Here is a 17,222-nt window from a genome sequence, read left to right as displayed (position 1 = left end):
ATGGGGACCGAGGAAAAGCTGCGCGCCTACCTCAAGCGTGTGACCGTCGAACTGGCCCAAGCGCGCCGGAACCTCACCGAGGCCGAGGACCGCCGCCACGAGCCCATCGCCGTCGTCGGCATGGCCTGCCGCTACCCCGGCGGCGGCGACACGATCGAGGGCCTGTGGGAACTGCTGCGCGAAGGCAGGAGCGCCGTCGGCGAGGTGCCGCCCGCGCGCTGGGACATCGACGACTACTACGACCCCGACCCGCAGAAGCCGGGCGGCATGTACACGCGCTACGGCTGCTTCCTCGACGACGTGACCGGCTGGGACGCGGAGTTCTTCGGCATCTCGCCGCGCGAGGCGCTGCGCATGGACCCGCAGCAGCGGTTGCTGCTGGAGCTGGCGTGGGAAGGCTTGGAGAACGCGGGCCTGGCCCCCGACCGGATGGCCGGCAGCAGGACCGGCGTGATGGTCGGCTACATGGACACCCTCCAGTACGGCCGGCTCCAGATGGAGCTCCAGGGCCGGGACGCGGTCGCCGACCCGTACCTGGGCCAGGGCGCCATCTCCAGCGTGGCGGCCGGCCGTATCGCCTATCAGCTCGACCTGACCGGCCCCACGATGAGCGTGGACACCGCCTGCTCCTCCTCGCTGATCGCCGTGCACCTGGCCGTCGAGAGCCTGCGCAGGGGCGAGTGCGACCTGGCTTTGGCCGCGGGATGTTCGCTCACGCTGCACCCGTCGATGTTCATCCAGGCGTGCGCGGGCATGATGATGTGCTCCGACGGCCGGTGCAAGACCTTCGACGAGGGCGCCGACGGCTACGTCATGGGCGAGGGCGGCGGCCTGGTGGTGCTGGAGCCGCTGTCGAAGGCGCTGGCCAACGGGCGGCGTATCCGGGCGGTCATCAAGGGTTCGGCGGTCAACCAGGACGGGCGCAGCAACGGGCTCACCGCGCCCAGCAGGAGCGCCCAGGTTGACGTGATCACCCGCGCGCACGCCGCCGCCCGCGTCCGGGCCGACGAGGTCGATTACGTGGAGGCGCACGGCTCGGGCACCCAGCTCGGCGACGCGATCGAGCTGTCGGCCCTGCACGACGTGTTCGGCGAGCGCCCGGCCGAGCGGCCGCTGCGGGTGGGCGCCATCAAGACCAACATCGGCCACACGCAGGCCGCCGCCGGGGTCGCCGGGCTGATCAAGACCGTGCTCGTGCTGGAGAACGGCCTGGTGCCGCCCAACCTCAACCTGGACCGTCCCGCGACGGCCATCCCCGGGGACGGCACCGTGCAGCCGGTCAACGAGGTGCTGGAGCTGGCGCCGAGGCTGGCGGGCGTCAGCTCGTTCGGACTGTCGGGCTCGAACGCCCACGTGGTCCTGGAAGCGGCCCCTGAGGTCGCGGCGTCGCCGGTCGTCGCCCCCGTCCACGCCCTCCCCGTCTCGGCGGGCAGCGAGACGGCGCTGCGCGAGCAGGCGGGACGGCTGGCGCTCCGCCTGGCCGGGCAGCCGGATCTGCGCGCCGCCGACGTGGCCCGCACGCTGCAGAGCGGCCGGGCCCACCTGGACCACCGCCGCCTGCTGGTCGTGGCGGACCTGCGCGAGGCCGTCACCCGCCTGCGTTCCCTGGCGGAGGCCCCCGCGATCTCCCGGGCCAAGGACAACCCGAGGATCGCCTTCCTGCTCCCCGGCGTCGGCGACCAGTACGCCGGTCTGGGCAAGGAGCTGTACGCGAGCGAGCCCGTCTACGCACAGGCTGTGGACGAGTGCGTCGCACAGGTGCTGGCGCACGCCGACCTGGACCTGCGCCCCTTCTTCGAGGCCGAGGCCGCCCCGAGGCAGGACGACCTGGCCGCGCTGCTCGGCCGCGACACCGGAGAGCGCGCCGACGACCCGCTCGACCACGCCCCGATCGCCCACCCCTTCCAGTTCACCGTCGAGTACGCGCTGGCCAAGCTGCTCGCGCACTGGGGCGTCACCCCCGACATGCTCATCGGTTACAGCCTCGGCGAGTACGTGGCCGCGTGCCTGGCCGGCGTCTTCACCCTTGAGGACGCCCTGCACGTGGTGATCGAGCGGGCCCACCTGATCAACGCGGTCCCCGCGGGCCGCATGGTCGCCGTGGCCGCCTCGGAGGAGAGCATCCGCGAGGCGCTGCCCGACCTGGAGGTCGACGTGGCCGCGCTCAACGGCCCGTCGATGACGGTCCTGAGCGGCCTGCCCGCCCAGATCGAACAGGCCACCGCCGTCCTGATGGCCGCCGGGCTGGCCTGCCGGCCGATGCGCTCGGCGCACGCCTTCCACAGCTCGCTGCTGCAGCCGGCCCGCGACAAGCTGCTGGCCCTGCTGGAGACCGTGCCGCGAAAGCCGCCGGCCACCACGATCGTCGCGAACCTCACCGGCGCCGCCCTCACCCCCGAACAGGCCGTCAGCGCCACCTACTGGGCCGACCAGCTCGTCAGCCCGGTCCGCTTCGCCGACGGGGTACGCCACTGCGTGGACCACGACATCGACGTCTTCATCGAGCTGGGCGCCGGGCAGACACTCGGCGGGCTGGTCCGCCAGAACCTCGCCGGCGCGGGGCCCGCCGCCGTCCTCGGCACGCTGCCCGCGCTGTGGACGACCGGCGAGCGCCGCGACGCCAGGACCGAGCTGCTGGAGAGCGCGGGCCGGCTGTGGGAGCTGGGCGCCACGATCCGCTGGGACCTGACCGGCCCGTCCGGCGCGGGCGTGACCACCCTGCCGGGCTACCCGTTCCAGCGCACCCGCTTCTGGCCCGAGCCGGGCCAGGACGTCGCCCCCGCCACCGTCATCAGGGCCGCCGCCCCCGCCGGTTCGAGCGACCCGGCCGACTTCCGGTTCGTGCCCGCGTGGCAGCGGGCCGCCGCACGCCCCGCCCTCCCGGCCTTCCTCTCCCTGCCCGGCCCGCTCGTGATCTTCTCCGACGGCCTCGCCGGTACGGCTCTCGCCGACCTGGCCGAAGCCGGCGGCACCACGGTCATCGAAGTCCTCCCCGGCATCGGCCCTCACCGCGAGGGGCGCCGCCTGACCATCGACCCCGCTGACCCGGCCCAGTATGGCGAGGTGTTCGGCGACCTGCCCGGCGGTCCCGTGCACGTGGCGCACCTGTGGAGCCTGCTGTCCGACCGTACCGACCTGGTGGCGGCCATCGGCCACGGCTTCGACAGCCTGCTGCTGGCCACCCAGGCCATGAACGTCGTCCCCGGCTCCCGGCTGCTCACCGTCACCCGGGGCGCCACCGAGGTCCTCGGCGGGGACGCGCTCGCGCCCCAGCAGGCCATGGCACACGGGTTCGGGCGGGCGGTACAGCACGAGTTCAAGGACCTGAGCTGGACCGGCGTCGACCTCGACCCCGACGCCCCGGCCGACGCCCCGGCCGACGCTCCGGAGGCCGGGCAACTGGCGGCCGGGCAACTGGCCGCAGAACTGATCGCCGAGGTCGGCGGCAGCGACGCCCTGGCCGCCTGGCGCCGCACCCACCGCTGGCTCCGCGCCTGGTCAGAAGTGCCGTCCGCGCCCCCCGGCGAGGGCTCTCCTTGGCGGGCCGACGGGGTCTACCTGATCACGGGTGGCACCCGGGGGCTGGGGATGGGGCTGGCCAGGCATCTGGTGCGGAGCGGGGTCAGGAAGCTGGCGCTGCTGAGCCGTACCCCACTCGACAGGGAGGCGACGCCGGAGCCCGGCAGCCGGGCGGAGCGCACGCTCCAGGACGTCGCGGCGCTGGAGGCGGCAGGTGCGCAGGTGCTGCTGGTGGCCGCGGACACCGGGAACGCGGAGCGGTTCGGGCGGGCCATCGAGGACGTGCGCGGCCACTACGGCGCCCTGCACGGCGTGATCCACTCGGCCGGTCTGCCCGCCGGCGGGCTGATGCAGCGCAGGACCGTCACCGAGGCCCGCGCGGTGCTCGCGCCCAAGGTCCTGGCCATGGGCCCGCTGGCCGAACTGGTCGGCGCGCGGACCCCGGAACACCAGCGGCCGGAGCTGCTCGTCCTGTACTCCTCGGCGGTCACCGCGTTCGGCGGTATCGGCGAGGGCGACTACTGCGCGGCCAACAGCGTCCTCGACGCCTACGGCGAGGCGCTGGCCGCCACCGCCCCTTCCACCAGGGTCGTCTCCATCTCCTGGGGCCCCTGGCTGCACGACGACTGGCAGGCCGAGAACTTCAAGGGCACCGGCGGCCTGGCCGAGCGGGTGCGCGCCTACCGCGAGAGGTACGGCTTCGCCGAGGAGGCCGGCAACGAGCTCCTCGACACGATCATCCAGGGCGGCCACGGCTACGTCCTGGCAGCCAGGCAGCCGCTCGGGGAGGTGGTCAGGGAGTGGACGGCGATGCTCGACATCGACAACCTCATCGGCGCCGCCTCCGCGGTCCCGCGCGGCGAGCGCTTCCCCCGCCCGCAACTGCGCACCGACTACGCGCGGCCGCGTAACGAGCGGGAGACGCTGATCGCCGAGATGTGGGGCGCCTACCTCGGCATCGACCAGGTGGGCGTGCACGACCCGTTCTTCGACCTCGGCGGCAACTCCCTGGTCGGGATGGCCATGGTGCTCGCCATCGAGAAGGAGCTCGGCGTCCCGATCGCCCCGGCCGTGCTGTTCGAGCACCCGACCGTGGCCGCGTTCGCCGCGGCCGTCGACGGCGGCGAGTCGGCCACGCAGGAAGTACTGACCAGCAGCTCGGCGAGGGGTCAGCGGCGGCGCCGCGCCCGGTCCGCAAGCGGAAGGCCCAGCACCGGAAGGGACAAGAACCGTGAGTGACGAGAGCGCCGGCACCGACATCGCGATCGTCGGGATGTCCGGGAGGTTCCCGGGCGCGCCCGGCGTCGCCGAGTTGTGGTCCGCCATCAGGGCGGGCAGATCGGGGATCACCCGCTTCACCGACGAGGAACTGCGCGCCGAGGGTGTCACCGAGGAGCAGCTCCAGGACCCGAGCTACGTGAAGGCCAACCCGGTCATCGAGGGCATCGACCTGTTCGACGCCTCGTTCTTCGGGCTGGGCGCCAAGGAGGCGCAGATCCTCGACCCGCAGCACCGGTTGTTCATGGAGCACAGCTGGGCGGCGCTGGAGGACGCGGGCTGCGACCCGACCCGCTTCGACGGCTCCATCGGTGTCTTCGGCGGCTGCGCCCACAGCTCCTACATGCAGAACAACCTGCTGCCCGGCGGCATCGGCGAGGTCATGGGCCATCTGGCGCTCGGCCTGGCCAACGACAAGGACTCGCTGACCACCCGCGTCGCGCACACGCTGGGCCTGACCGGACCCAGCTACGGCGTGCAGAGCTACTGTTCGACCTCGCTGGTCGCGATCTGCGCGGCGGCCACGAGCCTGGCCGGGTTCGAATGCGACATGGCGCTGGCCGGCGGCGTCGCCGTCAACGTCCCCCACCGGGTCGGCTACATCTACCAGCCCGGCGGGATCGCCCCGCCCGACGGCGAGTGCCGCGCCTTCGACGCGGCGGGACTCGGCAGCCCGCTCGGCAGCGGCGTCGGCGTGATCGTGCTGCGCCGCCTTGAGGACGCGCTCGACGCCGGCGACCAGATCTACGCGGTCATCCGCGGCTGGGCGGTCAACAACGACGGCGGCAAGAAGGTCGGCTTCACCGCGCCCGGCGTGCAGGGACAGGCCTCGGTCATGGCCGAGGCGCTGGCCGCCGCCGACCTGGCGCCCTCCGACATCGACTACGTGGAGGCGCACGGCACCGGCACCGCACTCGGCGACGCCGCCGAGCTCGCCGCGATCCAGCAGGTCTTCCGCGGCGAGTCGCTGCTCGTCGGCTCCGTGAAGACGAACCTGGGCCACCTCGACCGGGCGGCAGGGGTGACCAGCCTCATCAAGGCGGCGCTGGCGCTGCGCAACGACGAGATCCCGCCCACGCTCAACCTGGTCACGCCCAACCAGCAGCTCAGCAGCGGCGACGCCGAGATCGAGGTCGTCACCGAGCTGCGCTCCTGGCCGCGGGCGGCGGGCCGTACCAGGAGGGCGGGGGTCAGCGCCTTCGGCATCGGCGGCACGAACGCCCACGTGGTCCTGGAGGAGGCGCCGCCGGTCCCGAGGCCGGAGACGGAGCCGAGGGCCGAGCTGCTGGTCTGGTCGGCGCGCACCGCCGAGGCGGCGGACGCGATGACGGACCGGCTGGCCGCCTGCTTGGAGGCCGAGGACGGCGTACGGCTGGCCGACGTGGCGCACACGCTGCAGTCGGGCCGCCAGTTGTTCGGGCACCGCAGGATCCTGGTCGCGGGCGACGCGGCCGAGGCCGTGGCCGGGCTGCGCGAGCCGGCCGTGCTCACCCGCTCCGACACCCGTGACGACCGGCCCGTGGCCTTCCTGCTGGCCGGCACCGGCGAGCAGTACGCGGGCATGGCCGCCGACCTCTACGAGACCGAGCCGGTCTTCGCCCAGACGCTCGACCGGTGCCGTACGGCGCTGCGCGGGCTCATGGACGGCGCCGACCCGCTGGCCGCCATGCTCCGCCCCCGCGTGACGGGCGAGGCGGGCGCGCTGGCCAGGATGCTGGGCCGCGCCGAGGCCTCGGACGCCACCTCGACCGACCTGCACCAGCCCGCGTTGTTCGCGGTGGAGTACGCCTTGGCGCGGCTGGTGCGCTCCTGGGGCGTCGAGCCGTCGATCCTGGCCGGCTACAGCCTCGGCGAGTACGTGGCCGCGACCCTGGCCGGGGTCCTCTCGCTGGACGACGCGCTCGCGCTGGTCGCCCACCGGGCCAAGCTGATCAACCAGCTGCCCGCCGGCGGCATGAGCGCCGTCCCGCTGGCCGAGGCCGAGGTGCGGGCGCGCATCGCCGCCGTCCCCGGCGTGGACGTGGCCGCCGTCAGCGGTCCCGAGCTGACCGTGATCTCCGGCGAGCCGGAGGGCCTGGCGGCCGTGCGGGCGCTGCTGGAGGCCGAGTCGATCCCGTGCCGCCCGCTGGCCACCACCCACGCCTTCCACTCGCGCATGATGGAGCCGATCCGCGGCGAACTCACCGCGTGGATCGCCGCCACCATCACGCTCAACCCGCCCCGCGTCCCCTACGTCTCCAACGTGACCGGCGCCCTCGCCACCGCCGAACAGGTGACCGACCCCGGCTACTGGGCCGAGCACATGTGCGCGCCCGTGCAGTTCGACAAGGTCATCGGCACGCTGCTCGGGCACGACGACTCCGCGCTGCTGGAGATCGGCCCCGGGCCGTCGCTTGGCGCGATGGTCCGCGGGCACCGCGACTGCCCGCGCGACCGGTGGCCGCTCATCGTGCAGGCGCTGCCCGCCGAGAGCGACCAGCGGCCCGCCGGGAAGGTGCTCGCCGAGGCGGTCGGCAGGCTGTGGCTGGCCGGGGTGCCGGTGGACTGGGCCGGCTACCAGCAGGACCGGCCTGTGGCCAAGGTGTCGCTGCCGCCGTACCCGTTCCAGCGCACCCGCTACTGGGTGGACGCGCCCGCCGCCACGGCGACGGCCGTCGCGCCGATCGACATCCCGGCACCGGCCGCCGCGCCGGAACCGCACGTGCGGGTGATGGCCGCGAAGTGGACCGCCGCGGAGACCGCCGGGGCGTCCGCGCCGGTCGGCCGGGCAGTGCTGGTCGCCGACCGCGGCGGCGTGGCCGAGGCCCTGGCCGGGGTACTGCGCGCCACGGGCACCGACGTCGAGATCGTCGCCGGTCCCGGATCCGTCGGCGGTCCCGGATCCGTCGGCGGAGGGATCGACGCCGGCCCCGGATCGGCCGACGTGGTGGTCGACCTGCGCATGCTCGACCACACCGACGACGGCGGCGACGGCCGGGAGGCCCTGCTGCCCGTGTCCGCGCTCCTGGACGCCTGGGCCGAGAGCGGCGACAACACCCGGATCATCGTGGTCACCTCCGGCGGCCAGGCCGTGCTTCCCGGCGAGAGCCCGTCGCCCGCCCAGGCGGCCGTGGCGACGCTGCCGCTGGTGGCCAACCAGGAGTACCTGAACCTCGACTGCCGCGCCGTCGACCTGCCGCCCGGCCTGGCCGCCGGGGAGGCCGCCGCGCTGCTGGCCGCCGAACTCGCCGCGCCGCAGGGCGAGGTCCTGGCCGCCTACCGCGACGGCCGCCGCCTCCTGCGCGACTTCGAGCCGGTACGCCCCGCCGACACCCGAGTGAGCAACAGGCCCGGCGACACCCAACAGGGCACCGGCGCGCGCGAGGGCGTCAAGAAAGGTGGTGCCTATCTGGTCACCGGCGGCCTGGGCCCGGTGGGTCTCCTGCTGGCCGATCACCTGGCCGGCGCCGGAGCCGGCCGTCTCGTCCTGACCAGCCGCAACGGCCTGCGCAGCCCCAACGGGCAGGCCGCCGACCCGCGCCACGCGGCGGTGGAGCGGCTCAGGGCGCGCGGCGTCGAGGTGCTGACCCCCGCCGTGGACGTCACCGACCCGGACGCCATGCGCGCCGCCCTCGACGGCGTGGACGGCGTGATCCACCTGGCCGCCGAGAGCAACCCCGACACCTTCGTCTCCCTGCGCGACCTGGACGAGACCGCCGTGGACAGGCACTTCTCCGCCAAGGTGGCCGGCGCCAAGGTCCTGGAGCGGGTCTTCGACGAGATGGAGCGGCCGCCGGCGTTCTGCGTGCTGTTCTCCTCCACCTCCTCGATCCTCGGCGGCATCACGTTCGGCAGCTACGCCGCCGCCAACGCCGCCCTGACCGCGCTGGCCCACCGCGTCCACGCCCGCCGTACCCCGACCACGTGGGTGGCGGCGGGCTGGGACACCTGGGCGGTCTCGCTGGAGCGCCTGGGCGGCGGGCTCGGCGCCGCGATGGTGGCGCACTCGATGAGCACCGAAGAGGGCATGGCCGCCTTCGACCGGCTGCTGGCCGCGCCCGCGCCGGGCCTGGTGGTGGCGGCGGGCGGGCTGGACGACCGGCTGCCGCGCGCCGCCGCGAGCACGCCGGTGACGGCCAAGGGGGACCGGTTTCCCCGGCCTGAGCTGCCGCAGCCGTACAGCCCGCCGCTCACGGACGCCGAGCGCGGCCTGGCCGAGCTCTGGTCCGAGGTGCTGGGCGTCGAGCCGGTCGGCACCCGGGACAACTTCTTCGACCTGGGCGGCAACTCGCTGGTCGCGCTGCAGATGCTCCGGCTGGTGAAGGAGCGGTTCGGCGTGGCCGTACCGACGGTGATGCTGTTCGAGGCGCCGACGGTGAACCGGCTGGCGGCGATCCTCGACGAGCGCGGCGCGGCCCTGCCCGCCGCGCCCGCGAACGCGAGGGTCGTCGAGCGGGCGAAGCCCAGCGAGGACGACGACGACCGGCGGATCGCCATCGTCGGCATGGCCGGGCGCTTCCCCGGCGCCTCCGACGTCGGCGCCTTCTGGCGCAACCTGCGCGACGGCGTCGAGTCCATCACGTTCTTCTCCGAGGAGGAGCTGGTGGCCGCGGGCGTGGACCCCGAGCTGGTGCGCGACCCGGCCTACGTGCCGGCGCGCCCGGTGCTGGACGAGGTGGCCGAGTTCGACGCGGCCTTCTTCGGGATGAGCCCGCGCATGGCCGCGATCACCGACCCGCAGCAGCGGGCCTTCCTGGAGGTCTGCTGGGAGGCCCTGGAGCAGGGCGGGTACGCCGCCCCCGAGAACCGGGGCCGGGTCGGCGTGTTCGGCGGCGCCAACATCAGCACCTACCTGCTGCGCATGAGCGACCACCTGCTCGGCGCCGACAGCGACGACTTCAGCGACTTCGAAGTCATCATGGGCAACGACAAGGACGCCCTGACCACGGTCGTGTCCTACCTGTTCGACCTGTACGGGCCGAGCGTGGCGGTGCAGACGTTCTGCTCCACCTCGCTGGTGGCCGCGCACATGGCGGTGCAGAGCCTGCGGGCGGGCGAGTGCGAGCTGGCGCTGGCCGGCGGCGTCTCGATCCGGGTGCCGGACCGGGTGGGACACAAGTTCGGGCCGGGCGGGCAGGAGTCGCCCGACGGGCACGTGCGCACGTTCGACGCGCAGGCGCGGGGCAGCATGTTCGGCGACGGGGCCGCGGCCGTACTGCTGAAGCGACTGCCGGACGCGATCCGCGACGGCGACCACGTCTGGGCGGTCATCCGCGGCGCGGCCATGAACAACGACGGCGCGCTCAAGGTCGGCTACACCGCGCCCAGCGTGGTCGGCCAGGCCAGGGTCATCTCCGACGCGATGGCCGACGCCGGCGTGAGCGGCGACGACATCAGCTACATCGAGGCCCACGGCACCGCGACCGAGCTCGGCGACCCGATCGAGGTGGCCGCGCTGACCCGGGCCTTCGGCCGGACCAGCGACAAGAAGTACTGCCCCATCGGCTCGGTGAAGACCAACGTCGGCCACCTCGACCGCGCGGCCGGCGCCAGCGGCCTGATCAAGACGGCGCTCGCGCTGGACAGCGGCCTGATCCCGCCGAGCCTGCACTACACCAGCCCCAACCCCGAGATCGACTTCGACGACAGCCCGTTCTACGTCAACACCGAGCTGGCCGAGTGGCGCACCCGCGACGGCCGCCCGCGCATCGCCGGCCTCAACTCGCTCGGCATGGGCGGCACGAACGTGCACCTCGTCGTCGAACAGGCGCCTGCCAGGGACACCGCCCCCGAGTCCCCGCGCAGGTACCAGGTGCTCCCGCTGTCCGCGCGCAATGCCACGGCGGCGGACCAGGCGTGCCAACGCCTCGGCGAGCACCTGAGAGAGGCGACCGGGGCCCGGCTCGCCGACGTCGCGTACACCCTTCAGGTGGGACGCAAGACGTTCGAGCACCGCCGGGCCCTGGTCGCCGCCACCGTCGGGGAAGCCGCGGAGGAACTGACCGGCACCGGGGTCCTGAACCGGGTCGACACCGTGCAGGGACGACAGGTCGCGTTCCTGCTGGGCGGCGTCGGCGAGCAGTACCCGGGCCTGGCCGCCGGGCTCTACGCGCACGAGCCGGTCTTCAAGGCCCACCTCGACACCTGCCTTGAGCGGCTGCGGGAGCCGGACCTGACGGACCTGGCGGACCTGCTGACCGGCGAGCGCGGCGGCGCCCCCGGCCTGGCCGCGCTGCTCGGCCGCGGCGGCGACGCCGACGAGCGCGCCGCCCGGCTGGAGCGCACGGAGGTGGTCCAGCCCGCGCTGTTCGCCGTCGAGTACGCGCTGGCCCGCACGCTCATGGACTGGGGCCTCCAGCCGCGGATCATGCTCGGCTACAGCCTCGGCGAGTACGTGGCCGCCACCCTGGCCGGAGTCCTGTCCCTGGAGGACGCGCTCAAGCTGGTCGCTCACCGGGCCCGGCTCATCGCCGGACTGCCCGGCGGCTCCATGCTCGCGATCTCCATGCCCGAGGACGGCCTGCGCCGCCGCTTCCCGCTCGACGGGCTGGACGTGGCCGCCGTCAACGGGCCGCAGGTGACGGTCGTCGCCGGGCCGGGCGAGGCGGTGGACGCCCTGGCCGAGCGGCTGCGGGCGGCCGAGGTGCCGTGCCGGCCGCTGCAGACCACGCACGCCTTCCACTCCAGGATGCTGGAGCCGATCGCGGCCGAGCTCACCGACTGGGTGAAGAAGAACGTCCGGCTCAACGCCCCGGCGCTGCCGTACGTGTCGAACCTGACCGGCGAGGTGGCCGGCGACGAGGTGCGCGACCCCGGCTACTGGGCCAGGCACATGTGCGAGACCGTGCGCTTCGCCGCCGGGCTCGAAAGCCTGCTGGCCGACCCGGAGCTGGCGATCGTGGAGATCGGGCCGGGCCAGTCGCTCGGCGCGCTGGTGCGCGGCGCGGGCTGCCCGCCGCAGCGCTGGCCGCTCATCTCCCACGTACTGCCGGCCGCCGGGGACAACCGGCCCGACGACGAGGTGTTCGCCGGTTGCCTGGCCCGCCTCTGGCTGGGCGGCGCCACCCTCGACTGGGACGCCTACCACGGCCGCGTCGAGGGCGCCGACCCCGCGGGGCTGCCCGGCCGCGTGCCGCTGCCCACCTACCCGTTCCAGCGGCTGCGCTACTGGATCGACCCGCCCGCGAGCAAGGGCAGGAAGAGGACGGTCGAGGACGCGATCGCCGAGGGCTCGCTGTTCGACGCGATCACGAGCCTGGGCAAACTGCCCGAGGACCAGTGGCTCTACCAGCCCGTCTGGCGTCAGGTCACCGCCTCGCCGAGGGCCGAGCCCGCCACCTGGCTGGTCTACTCCCGCGACGGGCTGGCCGAGCGCGTGCTGGCCGAGCTCCGCCGTACCACGGACAAGCCCATCTCCGTCGTACGGCCCGGCGACGCCTACACCACCTCCCCGGACGGCTACACGATCAGGCCCGGCAACGTGGCCGACACCGCGGCCCTGCTCAGAGACCTGCGTGGCGCGGGCCGTCCCCTCGACCGGGTCGTCCACCTCTGGGGGCTGGACGCGACGGCGCAGGGCCCCCACACGCTGGTCGCGCTGGCCAGGGCGGCGGGCGAGTCGGGCGTGGACGGCTGGTCGCTGGACGTGGCGGTCACCGGCACCCAGCAGGTACTCGGCGAGGACGTCACGAACCCGGACAGCGCGCAGCTGATCGGCCCGAGCCTGGTGATCCCGCTGGAGTACCCGAACGTCCGCACCCGCTTCATCGACGCCGAGCAGGACGGCCCCGCCGACCTGGTGGCCGAGCTGCTGCGCGAGCAGTCCGCCAGGACGGTGGCACTGCGGCGCGGCAGACGCTGGGTGCCCGGCTACGACCGCATGCCGCTGCCGGAGGCCGAGCCGCTGCGCGACGGCGGCGTCTACCTGATCACCGGCGGCCTGGGCGGCATCGCGCTCGGCCTGGCCGAGCAGCTGGCCAAGGAGTCGCAGGCCAAGCTGGTGCTGCTGGCCAGGAACGGCCTGCCGGAGCGCTCCCGCTGGGCCGCGATTCTGGGCGGCGCCGAGCAGGCCGGCGAGACGATCCGCCACCGCGTCGAGCGGGTGCTGGCGATCGAGGCGGCCGGCGGCGAGGTCGAGGTGGTCGTCGGCGACGTGGCGAGCGCGGACGACGTCGCCCGCGCGGTCGGGCGGGCCCGCGAGCGGTTCGGCACGCTGCACGGCGTGCTGCACGCGGCGGGCGTGCCCGGCATGGGGCTCATGCAGTTCAAGCGGCCGGAAGAGCTCGACGAGGTCATGGCCCCCAAGATCGCCGGGATGCGGGCGCTGGCCGAGGCGCTGCGCCTGGGCGAGCCGGACGAGGCCGAGCTGGACTTCCTCGTCCTGTTCTCCTCGATCACCTCCGCCACCGGCGGCGGCCCCGGCCAGGTGGACTACTGCGCCGCCAACGCCTACCTCGACGCCTGCGCCCACCGGCCGGCCGCCTCCCGCACCCGCGTGGTGTCGGTCGACTGGGGCGAGTGGACCTGGAACGCCTGGGAGGCCGGCCTGGCCGGCTACGACGAGGGGCTCCAGGACTTCTTCCGCAAGAACCGGGTGCGCATCGGCATCGGGTTCGAGGACGGCTGGCGCTCGCTGCTGCGGGTGCTGGCCAGCGGCGAGCCCCGCGTCGTGGTCTCCACCCAGGACTTCCCGACGCTGGTCGAGGGCAGCTCGATGTTCACCCTGGAGGCGGTCACCGCCGCCGAGGCGAGCGGCGAGCGTCACCCCCGTCCCGAACTGGTCACCTCCTACCAGGAGCCCACCGGCCCCGCGGAGGAGAAGATCGCCGGGATCTGGTGCGACCTGCTCAAGCTGGAGCGGGTCGGCGTCCTGGACAACTTCTTCGAACTCGGCGGCAACTCGCTGCTCGGCGTCACCATCGTGGCCGCGGTCCGCCGCGCGTTCGAGCTGGCCGAACTGCCGCCGCACATCCTCTACGAGGCGCCCACGGTGGCCGCGCTGGCCCAGACCGTGGAGGCGATGGCCTCGGGAGAGGCGCAGACCGACGGCGGCACCGAAGGCGGCAGCCAGGTGCGCGCCCAGCTCCGCAGATCAGGACTCGAAGCCTCGGCCGCCCGCAGGCGTGGCCGGTAACGAAGGGAATGTCATGGCTTTGATCGGCGTAATCGGCGCAGGCGTCATGGGCGTCGGCGTCGCCCAGAACCTCGCGCAGACCGGGCACGACGTGGTCCTGGTCGACAAGGACGAGCAGATTCTCAAGGAGGCGCTCGAAACCATCTCGCGCAACGCGCGGATGAGCCGGCTCATGGGCGGACCGGCGCTGGACGCCGACGAGATCCTGTCCAGGATCACCACGTCGGTGGGTGTCGGCGGCGCGGCCAAGGCCGAGGTCGTCATCGAGAACGTCACCGAGAACTGGGAGGTCAAGCGGGCCGTCCACGAGGAGCTCGACGAGGTCTGCGGGCCCGACACGGTCTTCGTGGTCAACACCTCGGCGATCCCGATCACCAAGATGGCCTCGATCACCCGGCGTCCCGACAAGGTCGTCGGGGTCCACTTCATGAACCCGGTGCCGGCCAAGCCCGCGTGCGAGCTGATCCCCGGCTTCCACACCTCCACCGAGACCGTCGAGCGTACGCGCGACCTGCTCAAGGCCATGGGCAAGAAGGCCATCGACGTCAAGGACGCCTGCGGGTTCGTCTCCAACCGGGTGCTCATGCTCACCGTCAACGAGGCGGCGTACCTGGTCCACGAGGGCGTCGCCACCGCCGAGTCCGTCGACGAGGTCTTCCGCAGCTGCTTCGGCCACCCGATGGGCCCGCTGGAGACCGCCGACCTGATCGGCGTCGACACCATCCTCTACTCCGTCGAGGTGCTCTACGAGCACTACGCGGACAGCAAGTACCGGCCGTGCCCCCTGCTCAAGCAGATGACGGACGCCGGGCTGCACGGCCGCAAGTCCGGCCGCGGTTTCTACACCTACAACTGAGAAGGGTTCACCACCATGTCCAACACCGCTCAGGGCCAGATTCTCGACTTCGTCCGTGGCCGCTTCCCGCAGGCCGAGCTCGACGCCGCGCAGGACATCTTCGCCCTCGGCTTCGTCAACTCGCTGTTCGCGATGGAGCTGGTGATGTTCGTCGAGAAGACCTTCACCGTCACCATCCCCAACGACGAGCTGCGCATCGACAACTTCCGCACCGCCGACTCGATGGCCGAGCTGGTCGACAGGCTGGCGAGAGTGGCGGCGTGACCACGAGCAGGGTCACCGACCGGCGCTCGGCCCGCGAGTTCGTCGACGCGCACATCGTCCCCCACGCCGACGCCTGGGACCTCGACGGCCGCGTGCCCGAGGACCTGATCCGCAAGGCGAGCGAAGCGGGCCTGTGGGCCCCCTTCCTGCCCGAGCGGTACGGCGGCGCCGGCATGGACATGGTGACGCTGGGCGAGGTGCACGAGGAAGTGGGCCGGGGCTGCTCCTCGGTCCGCAGCCTGCTCACCGTGCACACGATGCTGTCGTGGACCGTGCAGCGCTGGGCCACCCCGGCCCAGCGCGAGCAGTGGGGCCCGGCACTGGCGAGCGGAGCGGCGCTGGGCGCCTTCTGCCTGTCGGAGCCGGGCGCCGGCAGCGACACCTCCGGCATCACCACCACCGCCACGGAGACCGACCGCGGCTGGGTGATCAACGGCACCAAGAAGTGGACGACCGGCGGCCAGCGGGCGGACGTGTTCCTCGTCTTCGCCCGCACCGCCTCCAGCATCGGCGCCTTCCTGGTGCCGAAGGACACCCCGGGCGTCCGGGTACGCCCGATCGAGGAGATCCTGGGCACCCGGGCGTCCATGCTGGCCGAGATCACCTTCGCGGACGTGGAGGTCGAGCGCGAGGCGTTGCTCGGCCCGAGCGGCTTCACCGCGGGGATGGTCCTCACCGGCACCCTCGACCTGGGCCGCTACAGCGTGGCGGCCGGGTCGGTCGGCATCGTCCAGGGCTGCCTGGAGGCGAGCGCGGCGTACGCCGCCAAGCGTGAGGTCGGCGGCAAGCCGCTGCGCGACCTCCCGCTCATCCAGGCGAAGCTCTCCGACATGGTCACCGACGCGCGGGCGGCCCGCCTGCTGCTGGCCGAGGCCGGCCGGCTGAAGGACGCGGGCGACTCGGCCACGCTCATGGCCACCTGGATCGCCAAGTACTTCGCCTCCACCGCGGCGGCGAAGCACGCCTCCGAGGCGGTCCAGATCCACGGCGCCAACGGGTTCACCCCCGACTACCCGGTGGCGCGCTTCTACAGGGACGCCAAGGTGATGGAGATCATCGAAGGCAGCAACGAGATCCAGCGCATGACCATCGCTGGTCAGGCAGATCGGGAGAAGCCATGACCGTGCAAGAGTCCGTCGCCCTCCTGCCCGAGAAACCCGTACAGGGGCGGATCAAGTGCATCGTCTGGGACCTCGACCACACGCTGTGGGACGGGGTCCTGCTGGAGGACGAGGAGGTGCACGTCCGCGAGAGCGTGGTGGAGGCGATACTCGAACTCGACCGCAAGGGCGTGCTCCACTCGGTCGCCAGCAAGAACGACCGGGACACCGCGCTGGAGAAGCTGCGCGTGCTCGGCCTGGACAAGATGTTCCTGTTCCCGCAGATCGGCTGGAACGCCAAGTCGGAGTCCATCCGCCGGATCGCCAAGGCGCTCAACCTGGGCCTGGACGCCTTCGCGTTCGTCGACGACCAGCCGTTCGAGCTGGGCGAGGTGGCCCACGCGGTGCCCGAGGTGACCTGCGTGGACATCCTGGAGCTGCACGACGCGCTGGAGCGGCCGGAGTTCCAGCCCCGCTTCGTCACCGACGAGTCGGCGCTGCGCCGCGAGATGTACCAGGGCCAGATCGCCCGCGACGAGCTGGAGAGCGAGTTCGTCGGCACCAACGAGGAGTTCCTCGCCAGCCTGGAGATGTCGTTCACGATCGCGCCCGCGCTCCGCGACGACCTGCAGCGGGCCGAGGAGCTCACGGTCCGCACCAACCAGCTCAACTCCACCGGCCGCACCTACTCCTACGAGGAGCTCGACACGCTGCGCGAGTCGCCCGACCACCTGGTCCTGGTCGCCTCGCTCACCGACAAGTTCGGCAGCTACGGCAAGATCGGGCTGGCCCTGGTGGAGAAGCAGGAGGAGGTCTGGCGGCTCAACATGATGCTCATGTCGTGCCGGGTGATGTCACGCGGCGTCGGCATGGTCCTGCTGAACCACATCATGCGCCTGGCCGCCGAGGCCGGGGCCGCGGTCCGCGCCGACTTCGTCGAGACGGGCCGCAACCGCATGATGCAGGTCACCTACGCGTTCGCCGGGTTCCGGGAGGTGAGCAGGGACGGAGCGCACGTGGTTCTGGAGGCCGACCTGAGCGTGGTCCAGCCGCCGCCGTCGTACGTACAGCTTGAGATCGTGGAATGAGGCGC

Annotated in this window: 6 protein-coding genes; all 6 read left to right on the top strand. The window is 73.1% G+C overall.

Features of this window, described 5'->3' with window-relative positions:
* Genes ACFWY5_RS33820 through ACFWY5_RS33795 form a run of 6 tightly spaced genes read left to right on the top strand, consistent with a single transcriptional unit; the run spans nt 1 to nt 17,217 of the window.
* On the top strand, nt 1-4,758 hold the full coding sequence (locus ACFWY5_RS33820) for an SDR family NAD(P)-dependent oxidoreductase (RefSeq protein WP_379636706.1): 4,758 nt from the start codon (nt 1-3) through the stop codon (nt 4,756-4,758).
* Nucleotides 4,751-13,909: an SDR family NAD(P)-dependent oxidoreductase gene (locus tag ACFWY5_RS33815; RefSeq protein WP_379636704.1), complete on the top strand. Its 9,159-nt coding sequence runs from the start codon at nt 4,751-4,753 to the stop codon at nt 13,907-13,909. The genes ACFWY5_RS33820 and ACFWY5_RS33815 overlap by 8 nt, the downstream gene beginning before the upstream one ends.
* 13 nt (nt 13,910-13,922) lie before the next feature.
* A complete protein-coding gene (locus ACFWY5_RS33810; protein WP_379611824.1) occupies nt 13,923-14,765 on the top strand; it encodes a 3-hydroxyacyl-CoA dehydrogenase family protein in 843 nt (280 codons plus the stop codon).
* A gap of 15 nt (nt 14,766-14,780) precedes the next feature.
* Nucleotides 14,781-15,029, top strand: a complete 249-nt coding sequence (locus tag ACFWY5_RS33805) for an acyl carrier protein (RefSeq protein ID WP_379611823.1) — start codon at nt 14,781-14,783, stop codon at nt 15,027-15,029.
* A complete protein-coding gene (locus ACFWY5_RS33800) occupies nt 15,026-16,150 on the top strand; it encodes an acyl-CoA dehydrogenase family protein (protein ID WP_379611822.1) in 1,125 nt (374 codons plus the stop codon). Before ACFWY5_RS33805 ends, ACFWY5_RS33800 begins: the two co-directional genes overlap by 4 nt.
* A complete protein-coding gene (locus ACFWY5_RS33795; protein WP_379611821.1) occupies nt 16,147-17,217 on the top strand; it encodes an HAD-IIIC family phosphatase in 1,071 nt (356 codons plus the stop codon). The genes ACFWY5_RS33800 and ACFWY5_RS33795 overlap by 4 nt, the downstream gene beginning before the upstream one ends.
* Nucleotides 17,218-17,222 lie beyond the last annotated feature (5 nt).

It is taken from the genome of Nonomuraea sp. NPDC059007, assembly GCF_042740555.1.
GTDB lineage: Bacteria > Actinomycetota > Actinomycetes > Streptosporangiales > Streptosporangiaceae > Nonomuraea.
This window is presented reverse-complemented; position numbering and strand designations above follow the sequence as displayed.

Bases quoted from the DNA above. Each gene is read 5' to 3' on its own strand.
- ACFWY5_RS33820 (WP_379636706.1), top strand. From the start codon at position 1: ATGGGGACCGAGGAAAAGCTGCGCGCCTACCTCAAGCGTGTGACCGTC.
- ACFWY5_RS33810 (WP_379611824.1), top strand. From the start codon at position 13,923: ATGGCTTTGATCGGCGTAATCGGCGCAGGCGTCATGGGCGTCGGCGTC.
- ACFWY5_RS33805 (WP_379611823.1), top strand. From the start codon at position 14,781: ATGTCCAACACCGCTCAGGGCCAGATTCTCGACTTCGTCCGTGGCCGC.
- ACFWY5_RS33795 (WP_379611821.1), top strand. From the start codon at position 16,147: ATGACCGTGCAAGAGTCCGTCGCCCTCCTGCCCGAGAAACCCGTACAG.